At 60.7% G+C, this 17,172-nt stretch carries 16 protein-coding genes; 8 read left to right on the forward strand and 8 right to left on the reverse strand.

The features are described 5' to 3' along the window. Positions 1 to 13: 13 nt before the first annotated feature. Genes ACZ5VE_RS04050 through ACZ5VE_RS04060 form a run of 3 tightly spaced genes read right to left on the reverse strand, consistent with a single transcriptional unit; the run spans position 14 to position 4,366 of the window. Positions 14 to 1,249 (reverse strand): efflux RND transporter periplasmic adaptor subunit, encoded by a 1,236-nt coding sequence (locus ACZ5VE_RS04050; protein WP_464456768.1) that lies wholly within the window; start codon positions 1,247 to 1,249, stop codon positions 14 to 16. Then, the gene (locus tag ACZ5VE_RS04055) at positions 1,246 to 3,615 is read right to left on the reverse strand and encodes an ABC transporter permease (RefSeq protein WP_464456769.1); all 2,370 of its coding nucleotides are present in this window, start codon (positions 3,613 to 3,615) and stop codon (positions 1,246 to 1,248) included. Before ACZ5VE_RS04055 ends, ACZ5VE_RS04050 begins: the two co-directional genes overlap by 4 nt. A gap of 7 nt (positions 3,616 to 3,622) precedes the next feature. Beyond that, positions 3,623 to 4,366, reverse strand: a complete 744-nt coding sequence (locus tag ACZ5VE_RS04060; protein ID WP_464456770.1) for an ABC transporter ATP-binding protein — start codon at positions 4,364 to 4,366, stop codon at positions 3,623 to 3,625. A gap of 237 nt (positions 4,367 to 4,603) precedes the next feature. Here ACZ5VE_RS04060 and ACZ5VE_RS04065 point away from each other — a divergent pair, with 237 nt between their 5' ends. Next, entirely contained in the window at positions 4,604 to 5,038 is a 435-nt protein-coding gene (locus ACZ5VE_RS04065) for a host attachment protein (protein ID WP_464456771.1), read from the forward strand. On the opposite strand, the gene ACZ5VE_RS04070 is transcribed toward ACZ5VE_RS04065, so the two are convergent. Both ACZ5VE_RS04070 and metK read right to left on the reverse strand, forming a co-directional pair. After that, complete coding sequence (locus ACZ5VE_RS04070; RefSeq protein ID WP_464456772.1) at positions 5,015 to 5,647, reverse strand: phosphoribosyltransferase; 633 nt, start codon at positions 5,645 to 5,647, stop codon at positions 5,015 to 5,017. The genes ACZ5VE_RS04065 and ACZ5VE_RS04070 overlap by 24 nt on opposite strands. Before the next feature lie 191 nt (positions 5,648 to 5,838). Next, positions 5,839 to 7,020, reverse strand: coding sequence for a methionine adenosyltransferase (gene metK, locus ACZ5VE_RS04075; RefSeq protein WP_464456773.1), 1,182 nt, complete (start codon positions 7,018 to 7,020; stop codon positions 5,839 to 5,841). Between the two features lie 176 nt (positions 7,021 to 7,196). Between metK and ACZ5VE_RS04080 the strand changes: the two genes are divergently transcribed. Together ACZ5VE_RS04080 and ACZ5VE_RS04085 are read left to right on the forward strand one after the other, a co-directional pair. Beyond that, the gene (locus ACZ5VE_RS04080) at positions 7,197 to 7,418 is read left to right on the forward strand and encodes a SlyX family protein (RefSeq protein ID WP_464456774.1); all 222 of its coding nucleotides are present in this window, start codon (positions 7,197 to 7,199) and stop codon (positions 7,416 to 7,418) included. A 34-nt stretch (positions 7,419 to 7,452) separates the two neighbouring features. Further along, a complete protein-coding gene (locus tag ACZ5VE_RS04085) occupies positions 7,453 to 8,505 on the forward strand; it encodes an RNA methyltransferase (RefSeq protein ID WP_464457433.1) in 1,053 nt (350 codons plus the stop codon). Here ACZ5VE_RS04085 and ACZ5VE_RS04090 read toward each other — a convergent pair. From ACZ5VE_RS04090 to ACZ5VE_RS04100, 3 genes are read right to left on the reverse strand one after another with little or no spacing between them, the layout of a single operon-like run. Further along, positions 8,486 to 9,382 carry a DMT family transporter gene (locus tag ACZ5VE_RS04090; protein WP_464456775.1) on the reverse strand — a complete coding sequence of 299 codons (897 nt, stop codon included), beginning with the start codon at positions 9,380 to 9,382 and terminating at the stop codon, positions 8,486 to 8,488. The genes ACZ5VE_RS04085 and ACZ5VE_RS04090 overlap by 20 nt on opposite strands. Beyond that, complete coding sequence (locus ACZ5VE_RS04095; protein WP_464456776.1) at positions 9,379 to 9,864, reverse strand: methylated-DNA--[protein]-cysteine S-methyltransferase; 486 nt, start codon at positions 9,862 to 9,864, stop codon at positions 9,379 to 9,381. Before ACZ5VE_RS04095 ends, ACZ5VE_RS04090 begins: the two co-directional genes overlap by 4 nt. Continuing rightward, entirely contained in the window at positions 9,818 to 11,497 is a 1,680-nt protein-coding gene (locus ACZ5VE_RS04100) for an Ada metal-binding domain-containing protein (RefSeq protein WP_464456777.1), read from the reverse strand. Before ACZ5VE_RS04100 ends, ACZ5VE_RS04095 begins: the two co-directional genes overlap by 47 nt. A 156-nt stretch (positions 11,498 to 11,653) precedes the next feature. Between ACZ5VE_RS04100 and ACZ5VE_RS04105 the strand changes: the two genes are divergently transcribed. The 5 genes from ACZ5VE_RS04105 to ACZ5VE_RS04125 are packed head-to-tail and all read left to right on the forward strand — an operon-like array spanning position 11,654 to position 17,164. Then, positions 11,654 to 13,057 carry a phosphomannomutase/phosphoglucomutase gene (locus tag ACZ5VE_RS04105; protein ID WP_464456778.1) on the forward strand — a complete coding sequence of 468 codons (1,404 nt, stop codon included), beginning with the start codon at positions 11,654 to 11,656 and terminating at the stop codon, positions 13,055 to 13,057. Positions 13,058 to 13,084: 27 nt separating this feature from the next. Continuing rightward, positions 13,085 to 14,164: a glycosyltransferase family 4 protein gene (locus ACZ5VE_RS04110; RefSeq protein ID WP_464456779.1), complete on the forward strand. Its 1,080-nt coding sequence runs from the start codon at positions 13,085 to 13,087 to the stop codon at positions 14,162 to 14,164. Continuing rightward, a complete protein-coding gene (locus ACZ5VE_RS04115) occupies positions 14,164 to 15,519 on the forward strand; it encodes a 3-deoxy-D-manno-octulosonic acid transferase (protein WP_464456780.1) in 1,356 nt (451 codons plus the stop codon). The genes ACZ5VE_RS04110 and ACZ5VE_RS04115 overlap by 1 nt, the downstream gene beginning before the upstream one ends. Beyond that, positions 15,516 to 16,376 (forward strand): glycosyltransferase family 2 protein, encoded by an 861-nt coding sequence (locus tag ACZ5VE_RS04120; protein WP_464456781.1) that lies wholly within the window; start codon positions 15,516 to 15,518, stop codon positions 16,374 to 16,376. The genes ACZ5VE_RS04115 and ACZ5VE_RS04120 overlap by 4 nt, the downstream gene beginning before the upstream one ends. Continuing rightward, positions 16,373 to 17,164, forward strand: coding sequence for a glycosyltransferase family 2 protein (locus ACZ5VE_RS04125; RefSeq protein WP_464456782.1), 792 nt, complete (start codon positions 16,373 to 16,375; stop codon positions 17,162 to 17,164). Before ACZ5VE_RS04120 ends, ACZ5VE_RS04125 begins: the two co-directional genes overlap by 4 nt. The last annotated feature ends 8 nt before the right edge of the window (positions 17,165 to 17,172 follow it).

Consider the following 17,172-nt stretch of genomic DNA (forward strand, 5'->3'; position numbering starts at 1 on the left):
ATCTTCTGCTTATTCATCTTTTGCCTGTGGAATTGACTTTGACCCGCTGGCCGTCTGTGATGGTGCCTGGGTAGAGCAGCACCGAATCACCGGCTTGCACACCGGTTCCTTGATCAGGGCTCACCCAGGCCATGTCGGCGTTGCGTTCTTTGACCGTGACACTTTTGGCGTGTGCACGCCCGTTTTGGACCACCAGAACTTGCCAGCCCGCACCTTCGCGCACCAGTGCGGCACTGGGCACGAGCAGCACATTGTCTTGTGCGAACAGCGTGATGTGCGCGTCGATGCGAAACCCTTCGCCCAAGCGCTGGGTGCTTTCTGGCAAGCGGTCCATGTCGATGATCACATTGACCCGCTGTTCCTCGATGCCCAGTGCCGATACTTTGGTGAAGGCCACCGGTTCAATGCGGGTGACACGGCCGGACATGGGCGGTGCGCCAACGCCTGCTGAAATGCGCACCGTGGCCCCCGGTGCCATCTGCCGTGCGTCAGAAGACAGGACATCCACCACGGCCTCCATGTCACGGATGTCGCCGATCTCCAGCAAAGCTTGCCCTGCCATGACAGGGGCGCTGCTGCTCAGGTGGAGTTTGACCACTTGACCATCGACCGGGCTGGTGAGGGACAAGGTGTTTTGTGGCGTCAGGCTGGAAGGTTGCGACTTGGCCAAAGCCGCTTGGGACTCGGCCAGTGTGAATTCTGCGGCGCGCAGTTGGGCTTGCCCTGCAGCCAGGGCCTGCGCTGCTGCGCGGCTGGCCAGCACAGCCTGGTCCAGCGCTGCAGCGGCAATGAAGTTGTCACTGGCGAGTTTTTGGGCCCGTTGCGCTTCCAGTTCGGTTTGCGTCAAAGTGGTTTGCAGGCGTTGCAGTTGCGCTGCGGCGGCCATGCGCGCGGCATCGTCTCGGCCTACACGTTGTTGCAGCACCTGTCGGTTGCGCTCGTCAATCATGTTGGGGGCCAGTGGTGTCAGTCTGGCCACCACATCCCCTGCGCGGACGCTGTCGCCGACTTTGAGCGTGGGTCGGATCAGTTCGGCAGCCATGGGGGCTGAAATGACATAACGATTTTTCACGCGCAATTGACCGTCTTCGTCAATGGCTTGCTCAAAGCGCCCGGTGCGGACCGTGCCGACTTCCACCGCCAAGGGGCGAGGCATCAGTGCCCAGACCGCCAGGGCGGCGACGCCCAATGCGGCCAGACCCCAAGGCCCCCAGCGTTTCAGAAAACCAGGTGAGGTGTTCGGGTTCATTCGCGTACTTTCAAAACAGCGACCAGATCCAGCTGGTCAATTTTTCGGCGCACCAGCAAGGCGCTGACCAGGCCTGCTGCCAAGACAATCAGCGCTGCCCAGGCATAGGTGGGCGGCGCGATGATGACGGGAAAGTCGATGTTGTCGGACGACATCAAGCGCATCAGGACCGTCGCCAGCCCCCAACCCGCAGCAGCGCCGAGGGGCAGGGCCAGCAAGAGTTCGGTCGCCAGTTGGCCCAGCAACAAGACCGAGACTTCGGCACGTGTCATGCCCAGAACCCGCAGACTGGCCAGTTCCCAGGCTCGCTCTGACAGGCTGATACGTGCGGCGTTGTAGACGATGCCCACCGCCATGGCGACGGCAAACAGCGTGAGAATGCTGCTGAAAACCCCCATGCTTTTGGAGGTGGTTTCCTGGAAGCTGGCGAGAGAGGCGGCCTTGTCGAACACGGCGGTGATGAGCGGGGCTTGTTTGACGGCTTGCCAGAATGCACCCATGGCCAAAGGGTCGACTTGCAAGGAGGCCTCGCTCGCGACCGAGCCATCGCGCGACAAGGTGTTCATGGTGGCAAAGTCCATGAAGGCCTGCTTGCCCATCAGGGTGTGCACGATCTCCACCACTTCGACCGTGGCGCGGGCCTGGTGCCACATGCGGAACTCGACCTCGACCTGGTCGCCCACCTGCAAGCCCAGTCTTTTGGCCCATAACCATGAGACCGCCATGCCTTGAGGCGGGATCCGGATGGGCCCGCGCTGCTCGTCCACAGGCCTGAGTAGCCGTGTGGTGCCCACCAGCCCCAGCAGGCTCCCGTCTTCAGCCGTGCCGCGCCAGTGCAGACGCACCGCTTCGCTTCGGTAGGGCTCGGCGTGGATCACACCCGGCAGGCGTTTCAGGTCTTGCACCACCGAAGGGTCTACGGGGCGTTGAAAGTTCACCATCACATCGCCACGTTGGGTCTGGCGAAACTGGATGTCCACGATGTGTGCAATGGCGTCCAGCCAGAAAGCCCCCGAAATTTGCAACGCGACCGCCAAGGCCATGCCGGTGATGGTGAACACCGAACGCCACGGGCGCCGTTCGAAATTGCGCACCACCATGAGCGTGCCTGCACTGACGTGTCGGCCCAAGCCCAGCCTCTCGATCAGGGTTTGTTGGTAAGTCGGGGGCGACGGGGCTTGCATGGCCACGGCGGGTTTGAGGCGCACCACGGTGCGGATAGCCCCCCAAGTGCCTAGGATGGCGGTGGTCAGGGCAACGCCTGTAGCTGCCACAACCAGCCAGGGCGTGGTGCTGTAGGCCAATTGGTTGAAGCGAAAAATGGCGTCATACATGTCCAGAACGAGCAGTCCGATCCACCGGCTGAGCAGCAAGCCAGCGATCAGTCCGAGTCCGGTGATGGCCATGGCCAGGCCCAGGTAATGCCGGACGATCGCGCTGTCGTCATAACCCAGGGCCTTGAGTGCCGCGATCTGGCTGCGTTGCGTCGCCACCTGGCGGCTCACCACCACATTCAGGATGAACATGGAGACGGCCAAAAAAATCGAGGGCAGCACCGTGCCCATGACTTTCAGTTGCGAGAGTTCGTCGCTGACGATGCGTGCCGAGATTTGTTTGTCGCGCCCCACCGCACCCCGGGTGCCATAGGCGTCCAGCAGGCGGTCTGTCTGCGCAATCACCGCTGGCTGCCAAGCGGGATCAAGCAGGCGCAACGAAGCCTGGTTGAACGCGCCTTGCATGTCAAACACCTGGGTCATGCGTTCCTGATCCACCCACCAGATGCCAAATGTCCGGTCATCTGGCGCACCTCCGCGCGAGGCGAACACGTATTCGGGCGACACGGCTGTGCCCACCAGGTGGATGTTTTGCAGCCGACCGTTCAGGATGGCCTGCACGCGGTCGCCGGGTTTCAGGTGTCTGGCGACAGCGAAGCGGTCGCTCACCACGGCTTCCATCTCGCGCCCTTGTTCTGGCCAGCGACCGCTGCGCAGGCTCAGGGCGTTCAGACCTTGCCGTTGTGCGTGCACCCGTGCCAGGTCGAGCCCGATGAAGCGACCCGTGGCGGGGGCTTGTGCATCGGGCAGGGCGATTTGCGCGTCCATCACCACACTGAGCTGAACTTCGGCCACCCCATCGATGGCGGCCAGATGGTCGCGCAAGACCACCGGCGCTCTTTTGAGGTGAATGAACACATCGGCCAGGTGGTTGTCTCGGTAAAAACTGTCGCGGGAGCCTTTGAGCGATTCGTGCACCGAGAACATGCCCACAAAACCGGCCACGCCAATGGCCACCACGACAGCGATGGTGAGCACTTGCGCCCACAAGCGTTGCAGGTCGCGCCACAGTTTGGTGTGCAGGGCGGTCATGGCCAGATCACCATCGCAGCGTGGCCGCAGCCACTTTGTGGGGGTTCACCTGGATGTCCACGATGCGGCCATCGGCCATGCGCATCACGCGGTCGGCCATGTGGGCAATGGGGGCGTTGTGGGTGATGACCACGGTGGTCGTGCCCAGTTCTCGGTTGACTTTTTCGATGGCCTGCAACACCACGATGCCGGTGGCACAGTCGAGCGCACCCGTGGGTTCGTCGCACAGCAGCACCTGAGGCCGTTTGGCGATGGCGCGGGCAATGGCCACGCGTTGCTGTTCACCACCAGAGAGCTGTGACACGAAGTGGTTCATGCGGTCCGTCAGGCCGACCAAGGCCAAAGCGTCTTCCGGGCGCATGGGGTCTTGTGCAATGTCGGTGACCAGCGTCACGTTCTCCAGTGCTGTGAGGCTGGGAATCAGGTTGTAGAACTGGAACACAAAGCCCACATGCTCGCGGCGGTAACGGGTCAGTTCGGCATCGCCGGCACCGGTCAGGTCATGTGTCTCACCCTGATGGATCCATTGGGCGGTTCCTGCTGTGGCGCTGTCCAAGCCACCCAGAATGTTGAGCAAGGTCGATTTGCCGCTGCCCGACGCCCCCAGCAAGACCACAAACTCACCGGGCGTGATGCGCAGGTCGACGCCGCGCAAAGCCTGGACCGCAGCAGCGCCTTCGCCATAGACCTTGGTGAGGTTCTGGGCGATGAAAACGCACTCGGGCGGTTCATGCGTCGGGGTATGGGGCATCTCGGTTCAAAGGGGCCAGTATGGTGATTGCGCCGTGCACTTCAACGCAGCTGCATCAGCGTGTTTTTCAGGTCCTTCCATTGGCGCATGTCTTCTGGCTGCAAAACTTGATGTCGATCAACCCCTTTGCTGGTGCGCACGGCTTGAGCCAGAGGGTCTATACCGACAGGTCAATTGACCGCCGAGTGCCCATCCCGAAAAATGAAAACATCATTCAGACTGAAAAAGGATTGAGGCATGGCTCAAAAACATTGGATATTGGTGGCCAACGCTTCGCATGCGAGGGTTTTTGAGCGCACATCGTTCACCGAGCCCTTGGTGGAGCTGACCGATTGGCTTCATCCGGAAAGCCGCATGCCCGCCAGCGAGACCGAGCGCGGGCCATTGGGGCATTCAGAGGCAGGCCGGGCGGGGCTGGCCCCCCGGGCAGAGCTCAAACAACTGCATCGCAGCGAGTTTGCCAAAACGCTGGCGAAGTATTTTCATGAAGCGGTGATGAACCACCGCATGAGCGCCTTGGCCTTGTTCGTCTCCAACCCCTTCATGGGGGAGTTGTTGTCACACCTGGACGCGCCCGTGCAACACACCCTTGTGGCCCAACATGTGCTGGATTTGACGTCCTTGAACGTGACAGAGCTGGACAAACGCCTACGCAGTGAATTTCGTTTGTAACGACGCCAGCACCTCTGCATCGTCCACCTGTGGGAACTGTTGGTAAAACTGCGCGACAGCCATGAAGTCTTCGGGGGCATGCAGGCACACCGTTTCGTCGGCCAGGGGTTTGATTTTGGAAAGGGCATCCGGGCTGGCCACCGGAATGGCGCAGACCAAATGCTGCGGGTGGTGTTGGCGCACGGTTTTGAGTGCCGACATCATGGTGGCCCCTGTGGCGAGGCCATCGTCCACCACAATGACCACACGCCCCTGGACTGGAATCGGTGCCCGAATTTGGCTGTATTGCCGGCGTCGGGCCTTCAGTGTTTTCATCTGCAGCTTGATTTCATCTTTCACATATTGCGGGTCGATGCCCAGCGTTGCAGCGTAGGGCGAGAGGTACGCCAGCCCTGTTTCGTCCACAGCGCCGATGGCCACTTCGGGCTGAAACGGTGCGCGCAGTTTTCGCACCAGCACCACGTCCATTTGCCCATGCAGGGCTTGCGCCATCCACGCCCCCATGGGAACGGCACCTCGGGGAATCGCCAGCACCAAGGGGTTTTGGCCCTGGTACTTTTTCAGTGCTTTCGTTAATTGGCGGGCAGCATCAAGGCGGTCTTTGAACATGGTGGATTGCGTCGCAGTGGTTTGACCGGATTGTCAAAAAAGCGGTGATTTTGGTCTGTACCTGATACCACAAACCAAGCGCCCTGAGCAGGGTTCATTTATCAGGGTGCATGAAAAAAGCCGCTCAACGGACGCTGAGCGCCTTGTGCTTTGCGCCCCATCCCTGTCGGGGGCTTGGCGTTTGCTTGGGCTTACAGACCTGCAGCCGCCTTCAGTGCGGCCGCACGGTCGGTGCGCTCCCAGGTGAAGTCGGGCTCGTCACGGCCAAAGTGGCCATAGGCGGCGGTCTTGCTGTAGATCGGGCGCAGCAAGTCCAGCATCTGGATGATGCCTTTGGGGCGCAGGTCAAAGTGCTCGGCCACCAAGGCCGACAGCTTGTCGTCGCCGATCACGCCGGTGCCCGCCGTGTTGACGGTGATGTTCATCGGGCGTGCCACGCCAATCGCATAAGCCACCTGCACCTGGCACTGGGTGGCCAGACCGGCGGCCACGATGTTCTTGGCCACATAGCGGGCGGCGTAAGCGGCCGAGCGGTCGACCTTGGAAGGGTCTTTGCCCGAGAACGCGCCACCGCCGTGCGGGCAAGCGCCGCCGTAGGTGTCCACAATGATCTTGCGGCCAGTGAGGCCGCAGTCACCCTGGGGGCCGCCGATGACGAAACGGCCGGTGGGGTTGATCAGGTATTTCGTGTCTTGCAGCCACTCTTTGGGCAGCACCGGCTTGATGATTTCTTCGATGATGGCTTCGGTGAAGCTGGCCTTCATTTTCGTGGCAGTTTCCGACTGGTCCGGGCTGTGCTGGGTGGACAGCACCACGGTGTCGATGCTGTGGGGCTTGCCATCCACATAGCGCATGGTCACCTGACTCTTGGCGTCGGGGCGCAGGAAAGGCAGACGGCCGTCCTTGCGCAGCTGGGCCTGGCGCTCGACCAAGCGGTGGGCGTAATAAATCGGGGCGGGCATCAGCTCGGGCGTTTCGCTGCAGGCGTAGCCGAACATCAGGCCTTGGTCACCCGCGCCGATGTTCAAAAAGTCATCCGACGCGTGGTCCACGCCCTGGGCGATATCGTTGGACTGCTTGTCGTAGGCCACCAGCACGGCGCAGCCTTTGTAGTCGATGCCGTATTCGGTGTTGTCGTAGCCGATGCGCTTGATGGTGTCGCGGGCGACCTGGATGTAGTCCACATTGGCCTGCGTGGTGATCTCGCCGGCCAGCACGACCAGACCGGTGTTGGTCAGAGTTTCGGCGGCCACGCGTGACAGCGGGTCTTGCTCGAAGATCGCGTCCAGGATCGCGTCAGAAATCTGGTCGGCGACCTTGTCGGGGTGGCCTTCGGAGACGGATTCCGAGGTGAAGAGGTAGTCGTTGGACATGAAAAAGGCTCCTGTTTCAGTGGTTGATCGGCGTTGCCGACCCTGAAAACCCGGAGCCTGGCGAACGCTTTAGCAGGTTTTATGAATCGCCCTGCAAGTAGTTCAAGTAACTCGGCGATGGGCAAATTATAAAAGATGCCAAAAAGTCCTTGCCAAAATCATGTCCAATACAGCCCATGGACATTCCGACCCCGATTGAAAACCGCCTGATCGACCTGGAAATCAAGGCAGGCTTTACCGAAGACCTGCTCGACCAGCTCAATGCACAGGTGTACCGCCAGCAGCAGCAAATTGACGCACTGATTGGCGAACTGCGCCAGATGCGAGACCGTCTGCCCGAGTCTGGCGGTGGCGCTGAACTGCGCAACCTCCGCGACGAAATTCCGCCGCATTACTGAAATCTTTCTTTTGAACCCCCTCCGTTTCGAGCCGATGCACAGCGTTCAGGACATCCGTGACCATTTGCGCGCCTTGGGGGCCAATGAACGCCACGAACAGCGCGTGCTGCGCCTGTGGGTGCAGGCCAAGCCGCAAGACAGTGGGCGCAGACCGCTGGAGAGCTTCATGCCCACGGCGGTGCGCGAGGCGCTGCCCACGCTCACCCAAACGCTGACCGGCCTGGCCACGCTGCGCGAACAGCACCCGGGGCAAGACGGCTCGGCCCGTTTGCTGGTCGGCCTGCAGGATGGCCAGACGGTGGAAAGCGTGCTGTTGCCGCGTGACGGCCTGTGCGTTTCATCCCAGGTGGGTTGTGCCGTGGGCTGCGTGTTTTGCATGACCGGGCGCGAAGGCCTGATCCGTCAGGTCGGCAGCGCCGAAATCGTGGCCCAGGTGGCGCTGGCGCGCACGCTCCGGCCGGTCAAAAAAGTCGTGTTCATGGGCATGGGCGAGCCTTCGCACAACCTGGATGCGGTGATGGAGGCCATCGACCTGCTGGGTACGGTGGGCAACATCGGGCACAAGAATCTGGTGTTTTCCACCGTGGGCGATGCGCGGGTGTTTGAGCGCTTGCCGCAAGGCCGGGTCAAACCGGCGCTGGCCTTGTCACTGCACACCACCCGGGCCGATCTGCGGGCGCAACTGCTGCCCCGAGCCCCGCGCTTTGACCCGCAGGATTTGGTCGAGGCGGGCGAGGTCTATGCCCGCGCTACGGGTTACCCGATCCAGTACCAGTGGACGCTGATCGAGGGCGTGAACGACAGCGACGAAGAAATCGATGGCATCGTGCGTTTGCTGAAGGGCAAATACGCGCTGATGAACATGATCCCCTACAACGCGGTGCCCGATTTGCCTTACGCCCGGCCCAGTTGGGAACGCGCTGCAGAGATCGCCTGCACCCTGCACCAGCGCGGCGTGCTGACCAAATTGCGCCAGTCCGCCGGGCAGGATGTGGATGGCGGGTGTGGCCAGCTTCGGGCACGCGATGTTGTCCAGCGTGAGCAGCGGGTGCACATGCACCAGCGCATCAACGCCCCGGCAGCTTGACCAGCCCGCTGGACAAGGCGGTGCCCGCCAAAATTACCGAGCCGCACAGCAGCATCCAGGCCGTCACGCTCTCGCCCAGAAACAGCACGCCATAAGCAATGGCAAACACCGGCACCAAAAAGGTGACCGTCAGGGCGCGGGCAGGCCCCGACTTCTCGATCAACTTGAAGTACAGGATGTAGGCCACACCGGTGCACAGCACCCCCACCACCAACAAGGACCACCAAGCCGATGCGCTGGGCCAATGGTCAGGGCGAAACCACAGTGCAGGCAACACCAAAGCCAGGGTGGCCCCTATCTGGCTGCCCGTGGCGGTGACCAACGGGGGCAAGCTGGGGATGTGTTTTTTGGTGAAGCTCGCGGCCAGCGCATAGCAGGTGGTGGCCGCCAGGCAGGCCAGCACCGCCCAGGCCGGGGCAATGCCTGAGGCGTTGGGCTTGAAGCTCGCTTGCCCACCGGCCAGCAGCACCACGCCACCAAAGCCGATGGCCAGACCCACGGTGCGCGAGAGGCTGGGCTTGTCACCCAGCCAAATCCAGGCGACGACTGCGCCGAACAAAGGCACCGTGGCATTCAGGATGGATGAAAAACCCGTAGTGATGTGCATCACTGCAAACGAATACAAGGCAAACGGAATGCCGCTGTTGAGCACGCCCACAAACAGCACGGGCTTCCAGTGTTGGCGCAGTTCGGCCCAATGGCCTTTGGCCAGCATCAGGGGCAGCAGAAAAACCGAGGCGATGGCCACCCGAATGGCGGCAGTGGGCAAAGCGCCCAGTTCCAGTGCCGCCACGCGCATAAACAAAAAAGAAGAGCCCCAGATGGCGGCCAGGATCAGGAAGTCGGCCAGCCAGCCTTTGGCGTGAGAAGTGGTCATTCAGGAAAGAGAGGAACGGTTGACGGCAGGGCGATGGGGTGGCCTTCAAGCTGCAGCAGCGCCTGTTTGCGCCACAGTCCGCCTGCATAGCCGGTGAGTTGGCCACTCGCACCGAGGATGCGGTGGCAAGGCACGATGATACTCACCGGGTTGCGCCCCACGGCAGCGCCCACGGCGCGGACGGCCTTGGAGTTGTTCAGTTGTTTGGCCAGACCGCCATAGCTTTGGGTCTGGTGCGCGGGCACGGTCAATAAGGCCTGCCAGACCGATTGTTGAAATGGCGTGCCTGCCGAAAAGTCAAGAGGCACATCAAACGCTGTCAATTCGCCTGCAAAGTAGGCGTGCAGTTGTTGGGCGGCGTCTTGCAACAGCTTGTGCGTGGTGACGGTCGTCCAGCTTTGCATGCGGGCCTCGCTGGGGCCATGGCGTTGGCCTTCAAACCATGCGCCGCACAGGCCTTGCGGCGAGGCGGCCAAAATCATGGGCCCCAAAGGGCTGTCCATTCGTTGTGTACAGATGGTTGTCATGGGGATGTTTTGGGGATGTCTTGGGGATGTCTTGGGTAAGGGTGGGCATGCTCTGCCAGGCTGCAATCAGTGCATAGCTGCGAAAAGGTCGCCACTGCTGCCCGAGTTGCTCTAATGCCTGCGTGGGACGGGGGTGTTGGCGTACGGCTAACGCGGTTTGCAGGGCAACATCTTGCACGGGCCATGCATCCCGCCAGCGCAATGCACGCATGGCGATGTATTGCGCCGTCCAGGGGCCGATGCCGGGCAAGGCGATCAGTGCCTGCAAAGTGGACTCCAGTGGGGCATGAGCATGCAACTGGACTGCGCCCGATTCAACCGCCCGAGCCAGTGCCTGAATGGCTTTTTGCCGTTGACGCACCACCCCCAGGCTGCCCATGAGCGAGGCGTTTTCATCGCGTGCCAAGCAGGCCGGGCTGGGAAAGGTCCGGTTCAGTTCAGGCCAGGGCGTTTCGCAAGGGGTGCCCAGCGCATTGACCAATCGCTGTCCCAGCGTGCGTGCGGCCTTGACGGTGATTTGCTGACCCAAAATGGCGCGAACGGCCAACTCAAAACCATCAAGGCATCCCGGTAAACGCTGGCCCATGGCGTGTGGAAATGCGGGCGCAAGCACCTGCGCAATGGCGTCTGGCTCGGCATCCAGGTCCAGCCAGTCCCGCACCTGTGTCACCAACGCGGGCAGTACGGGCAGCAAGTTCCGGCTGACGCTAAGGTGGACCCAAGGGCGCTCGGCGTCCCAGCGTATCGTCAGCCAGCCACTGATCTCGCTCAGGCCATGCAGCCAGCGGACGGTTCGGCGCAACTCGGCTTGGGGGCCTTCGCCGCTCCAGCACTCCATGCTGTCCAAGGAGCGGGCTTTGAAAAACTGCCACAGCGCACCGATCTGGCAAGGGGGCCGATAGTGCAGCACCAGCGCCAGTGGCCCGTCGCTTTCAGACCCGGTCTGGCGCTGCGTGCGGGGCGGGCGCAGTTGTGCGGGGCTGAGTTGGTAATGGTTTGAAAAAGCCGCATACATGCGCCGGGCCGATCCGAAACCGCTGGCTTTTGCCACCTGGGTAATGGACATCGGACTGTCGTGCAACCATTGTTTGGCACGCAGCAGACGTTGTGTTTGCAGATATTGCACCGGCGAAACCTGCCAATGCAGGGTGAACATGCGGCGCAGGTGCCGGTCGCTCACGCCCAGCTGCGCCGCCAATGCGGTCATGGTCGGTGGTTTGCAGCCATGCTGGATGGCCAATTGCAGCTGCTGGGCTGCAAATTCAGCCACCACGGCCTGCGCATCGGTGGTGGACCAAAAGCGTCGCGCGGGGGCCAGCTCCGGGCGGCAGCGCAGACAGGGCCTGAACCCATGGGACTCAGCTTGAGCCGGTGTTTCAAAAAATCGGCAATTGATGGCGCGCGGCAGTTTCACCCGGCAGACCGGGCGGCAATAAATCCCGGTGGAGGTCACGCCGGTGAAAAAAATACCGTCCCAGGCGGCATCCCTTTCGGACATGGCCTGGTAGCAGCGATCCCTGTCCAGGTCTTGTGCCGATACAGGCGGGACTTGTGGAGAGGGAGGGGCGAGGCGGTTCATGAGGCTCATGTTAGCCACAAAAAGGGTGGTCTGGTCGGGCGGATTGTGTCGTTTTCGGACCTGTGCTTGCGGTTTTCTGGCGAGGCTGGGCCGCCTACAATGCAGGGCGTCTATCTCCCGGCATTCATGCTGCAACTTCCGCCACCCAGATGGGCCCCAGACACCATGCAAGTCACCTCTTCGATCTTCAAAGCCTATGACATTCGCGGCGTGGTGCCGACCACCTTGAACGAGGCCGTGGCCGAAGGCTTGGGTAAGGCATTTGGTACCCGGGCGCTTGTTGAAGGCCAGACCCGCGTGGCCGTTGGCCGTGATGGCCGTCTGAGTGGCCCCAGCTTGTCAGCCGCTTTGATGCGCGGTTTGGTGGCTGTAGGCGTGCAAGTCATCGACATCGGCCTGGCCACCACCCCCATGCTTTACTTTGCGGCCAACACGGTTTGCCAAAGTGGTATTCAGGTGACGGGTAGCCACAACCCCAAGGATTACAACGGCTTCAAGATGGTGCTGGCTGGCCGCGCCATTTATGGCGACGAGATCCAGGCCCTGCGCCAGATGATGGAAACCGAAACCTGGCAACTCCAGGCCGGTGGCGGCGTGACACAGCTGGACGTGCTGGTCGACTACACGCAGCGCATCGTGGGCGACATCCGCTTGTCACGCCCCATGAAAATCGTGGTCGATTCGGGCAACGGCATCGCGGGTGCCTCGGCCCCGGGTATCTTCCGCGCCTTGGGCTGCGAGGTGATCGAGCTGTTCAGCGAGGTGGATGGCGAATTCCCCAACCACCACCCCGACCCCAGCAAACCCGAAAACCTGCAGGACCTGATCCAAGCCCTGAAAACCACGGGCGCTGAATTGGGCTTGGCCTTTGACGGTGACGGCGACCGTCTGGGCATCGTGACGGCCGATGGCAACAACATCTACCCCGATCGCCAGATGCAGTTGTTTGCACAAGACGTGCTGAGTCGCGTGCCGGGCGGCACCATCTTGTTTGACGTGAAATGCTCGCAGCGCCTGGCCCCGGCCATTGAGGCGGCAGGTGGCAAGCCACTGATGTACAAAACCGGGCACTCACTCATCAAAGCCCAGATGCGCGCCATTGAGGCCGCAGGTGGTCAGGCGCCCTTGGGTGGCGAGATGAGTGGCCATATCTTCTTCAAAGAGCGTTGGTATGGTTTTGACGATGGCACCTACGCGGGTTGCCGTTTGCTCGAAATCGTGAGCAAGGCGCCCGATGCCAATGCCGTGCTGAATGCCTTGCCCAGCAGCTTCAGCACGCCTGAGCTGAATGTGGCCTGCGCCGAAGGCGAGCCGCACAGTGTGACCCAAGCCCTTCAAACCAAAGCAGGTGGCAGTTTCAGTGCGCCAGCCAAAGTGTCGGACATCGACGGTTTGCGTGTGGACTGGCCCGATGGTTTTGGTTTGATCCGCGCTTCCAACACCACGCCCGTGCTGGTGCTGCGCTTTGAAGGCCAGACCGAAGCGGCACTGCACCGCATCGAGGTTGACATGCTGACCCTGTTGCGCTCGGTCAAGCCCGATGCGCAGATTCAGGCTTCGGCGCATTGAGTGGGTCTGCCGAGGAAAAAACCGTCCATGAACACCCCCGATTCTTTGTTGAGCCTTGACCCTGAGGTCATCGTGTTCAACCTCAAGCAGCGCTACACAGGCGTGTCTGCCACCATCAACGCGCTCGTGCCCTTGCAAGCCAGGCAGTGGCGGTTGGGGTTCTGTGGCACACGCATGTCCAATGGCATTGACGGCATGACGCTGGGCCAGGCGATGGCCTTGTCGCGCAAACCCCCTGCAGGGCGTCCTTTTCGGATTTGGCATGTGCGGCGTGACCCGGAAATGATGGCGGCGATCTTTGCGCGTGATGTGTTGCGTTTGCCGATCAAGCTGGTGTTTACTTCGGCGGCTCAGCATTTGCACGGGCGCTTTCCGCGCTGGCTGATTTCCAAAATGGACGCTGTCATTTCCACCACGCCCTTGGCAGCCAGTTTTGTGCCCAACACCACCGCAGTGGTGCCGCATGGCATTGACCTGTCTCGTTTCAGTCCGCCGCCAGACAAACTCAAAGCGTGGGCCGACTCGGGCCTTCCGGGTCAGTACGGCATTGGTGTGTTTGGCCGGGTGCGGCCAGACAAAGGCAGCGATGTGTTTGTGCAGGCCATGATCCAGGCTTTGCCCCAGTTGCCTGGTGCCACCGCCGTCATCGCGGGTCTGGCTCAACCCCAGCACCAGGCCTATCAACAAGACCTTCAGCGACAGATTGACGCAGCGGGCCTGCATGAACGCATTGTCTTTTTGGGCGAAGTGCCTGCAGGCGAAGTGCACCGTTGGTACCAGCGTTGCTTGCTCTGCGTGGCTTGCCCGCGCTACGAACCGTTTGGTCTGACGCCGTTTGAGGCGGCCGCAACGGGTTGTGCGCTGGTTTGTTCACGGACAGGGGCTTTTGACCAGTTGGCCATACCTGGTGAAACCGGCGAAATGGTCGATACCGATGATGTCGATGGGTTGGCTCAAGCCGTGCTGTCCGTCATGCGCGATCCGCAGCATGCGGCCCAAATGGGCGAAGCTGCGCGTGCACGAGTGACAGATCACTTTTCACTGGCGCGAGAGGCCGAGGGCATTGGGCGTGTCTACAGCGGTCTCTTTGAGAAAGCCCCCGTTTGATGACAGGGACTTCGTCCGGGTTGAGTGGGGTCGAGCGTCTGGTGTTGGCCGCATACGGTGTGTTGATGCAGGCCTTGCAGCCCTTGCTTCGCCGCAAACTCCATCGCCGTGCGCAGCATGAGCCGGAGTATGGATTGAATGTCATGCAGCGCTTTGGGCGCTATGCAGGGGACTTGCCTGAAGGTGGCTTCGTCTGGCTGCACGCCGTGTCTTTGGGTGAAACCCGTGCTGCAGCCCTGCTTTTACCGGCTTTGCGCAATGCCTTTCCGGGCATGCGTCTTTTGCTGACACACAGCACCGCGACCGGGTTGGTGCAGGGCAGGGCTCTGCTGCAAGTGGGTGATGAGCAAGCGTGGTTGCCTTGGGATACCGCACAGGCCACGCGTCAATTTTTGATGCACTTCAGGCCACGCATCGGCTTGCTCATGGAAACCGAAGTCTGGCCCAACCTAGTGCAGGCATGCCGCCACGCGGGCGTGCCATTGTGTTTGCTCAATGCACGCATGAGTGAAAAATCTTGTCGTCAGGCGCGGCGCTGGCCCACGCTTTCCGGTCCCGCTTACCGTGGATTGAGTCTGGTGTTGGCGCAATCTGCCCCCGATGCGCAGCGTTTGCAGCGGTTGGGTTGCCAGGGCGTGCGTGTCGTGGGGAATCTGAAATTTGATGTGGCTGTTTCCGAGCAAGCCCGAACCCAAGCATCAATCTGGCAAAGCCGTCTTTCTGCCAGACCTGTGGTGATGCTGGCCAGTACTCGGGAGGGCGAGGAGGCTTTGTGGCTGCAGGCTTTGCAGTCGCATCCTGCGCGTTTGGCGCAACTCAAGTCGCTTGGTGTTTTGTGGCTTTTGGTGCCCCGTCACCCTCAGCGCTTTGACGAGGTGAATGCTTTGGTAGAGCAAGCCGGTTGGCGTTGTGAACGCCGAAGCGCCTGGGGCGACCATGAACCGGATGCCGCTCGCATCGCCAATGCCGATGTGGTGTTGGGCGACAGTCTGGGCGAAATGCAAACTTACTACCTGGTCAGCCGCATGGCGCTCCTGGGCGGCAGTTTTGCCCCCTTGGGCGGCCAAAATCTGATTGAGGCGGCTGCTTGCGCCTGCCCGGTGGTCATGGGGCCGCATACGTTCAATTTTTCAGATGCGGCTGCCTTGGCTGTCGAGCAAGGTGCTGCTTTGCAGGTACAGGACATGCAGGCCGCGTTGGACCATGTGGCTTTTGCGTTGACCCACTCGGAATGGCTTGAGCAGGCCCAGACTGCCACCGTCAAGATGTTGGGAAAAGGACAAGGTGCAGTCGCTCACCACATCGCAGCCTTGCAGTCGATGGTGTCATTGAGTGTGAAGGAGGTCAGTGCATGAACCATGGGGCTTTTTCACAGGTCACCATCGTGGTGGTGACCTACAACAGCGCGCATTGTTTGCCGATGCTCGCGCCCCTGTTGTCTGTTTGCCCGAATGTGGTGATCTCTGACAATGGCAGCGATGACGACACAGCGGTCAAGGCACAGACGCTCTGGCCACAGGCCAAGGTGTTGGCGCATGGTCGCAATCTCGGGTTCGGAGCCGCCAACAACCGGGCGCTTGCCCTGGTCAAGACGCCTTTTGCATTGCTCCTCAACCCCGATTGCGAAATGACGGCACCAGCTTTGCAAGAATTGCTGGCTGCTGCCGATGATTTCAAGGATGCAGCGGTTCTGGCGCCACAACTCATGGCCTCTGAAGACAGGGCAGAAGTCAATTACCGTTGGCCTTCAGCTTATTGGACCAGCCGTGGTCCGGCTGCCGAAGGGCCTTTGTGCGTTGGCTTTGTGTGCGGTGCCGTCATGTTGTTGCGCATGGAACGCATGACCACCGTGGGCTTCTTCGACGAGCGTTTCTTTTTGTACTACGAAGACGATGATTTGTGCTTGCGACTTTTCCAGGCCAAATTACCCATGGTGCTGTTCCCCCAAGTGAAGGTGCTCCATCGCTCGCGAGGCTCGGTTCGCGGCCGATCACCTTGGCGCAGTGAATACCTGCGCGGGTATCACCATGCACAATCGAAGCTGATTTTTTTGAACAAGCACGAGTCCTTGCAGGCGGCCAAACGTTTGCAAAGACAACTGATTTTGACGACCACTCTGGCATTGCCGTTGAGGGTCATCCTCTTTTCACCCAAGTTGGTGGCCCGCATGTGGGGACGCTGGCGCGGGTTGTTGGAATGGAACGCATCATGAAGCCTGTAGATCGACCCACCCTGTGCATTGGCATTCTGACGATGAATGAGGAGCGACGGATCGCCCAATGCATCCAAAGTGCCAAATTTGCAGATCAGATTGTGGTGGTGGACAGTGGTAGCACGGACGGCACGCGAGACATCGCTCAGGAAATGGGTGCGGAGGTGCATCGATACGATGATTGGCAAGGTTTTGCCGTTCAGCGAACACGTTTGCTGCAACATGTCAAAGCGGACTATATTTTCTTTCTGGATGCCGATGAGGTGATTGGTGATGCGCTGGCCGAAGAAATTCGTGCCGCAGTGGCCAGCCAGCGCGATGCCATCTGGGAGGTGCTGTGGAATCAAGTGGCCTATGGCCGCCCGCTCACGCTCATGAAATCGACTGCAGGGGTGCAGCGACTGTTCAAAACGACCTCAGTTGAAAAATTTGACGGCGTGGTTCACGAGGGGGCCATCATGCGCAACGGCTCACGACCTGTGATCAAATTTCGTGAGCGCTTGTTGCACTATTCGCGCGAAACGGTGCATGGCAGTTTGCTTAAGCTGGCTCAATATGTACAGCACGGGGCAGCTAAAAGAGCGCAAGTCGGTAAAACCGGCGGCGTGCTGCGAGGGTTTGCATCAGCATTTGCCATTTTTCTGAAACTCTACGTTTTTCGCCGTGGGTTTTTGTGTGGCGCAGAAGGCTTCTTGTTCTGCTTTTTCATCGCACTCGAGTGCTTTTTCCGCTATGCCGCGTTGAAGTATGACTTCAAGCAGCTGGGTGTTGCGTTGTCCAAGCGGTGATGACTTTC

The organism is Limnohabitans sp. INBF003, from assembly GCF_055396645.1.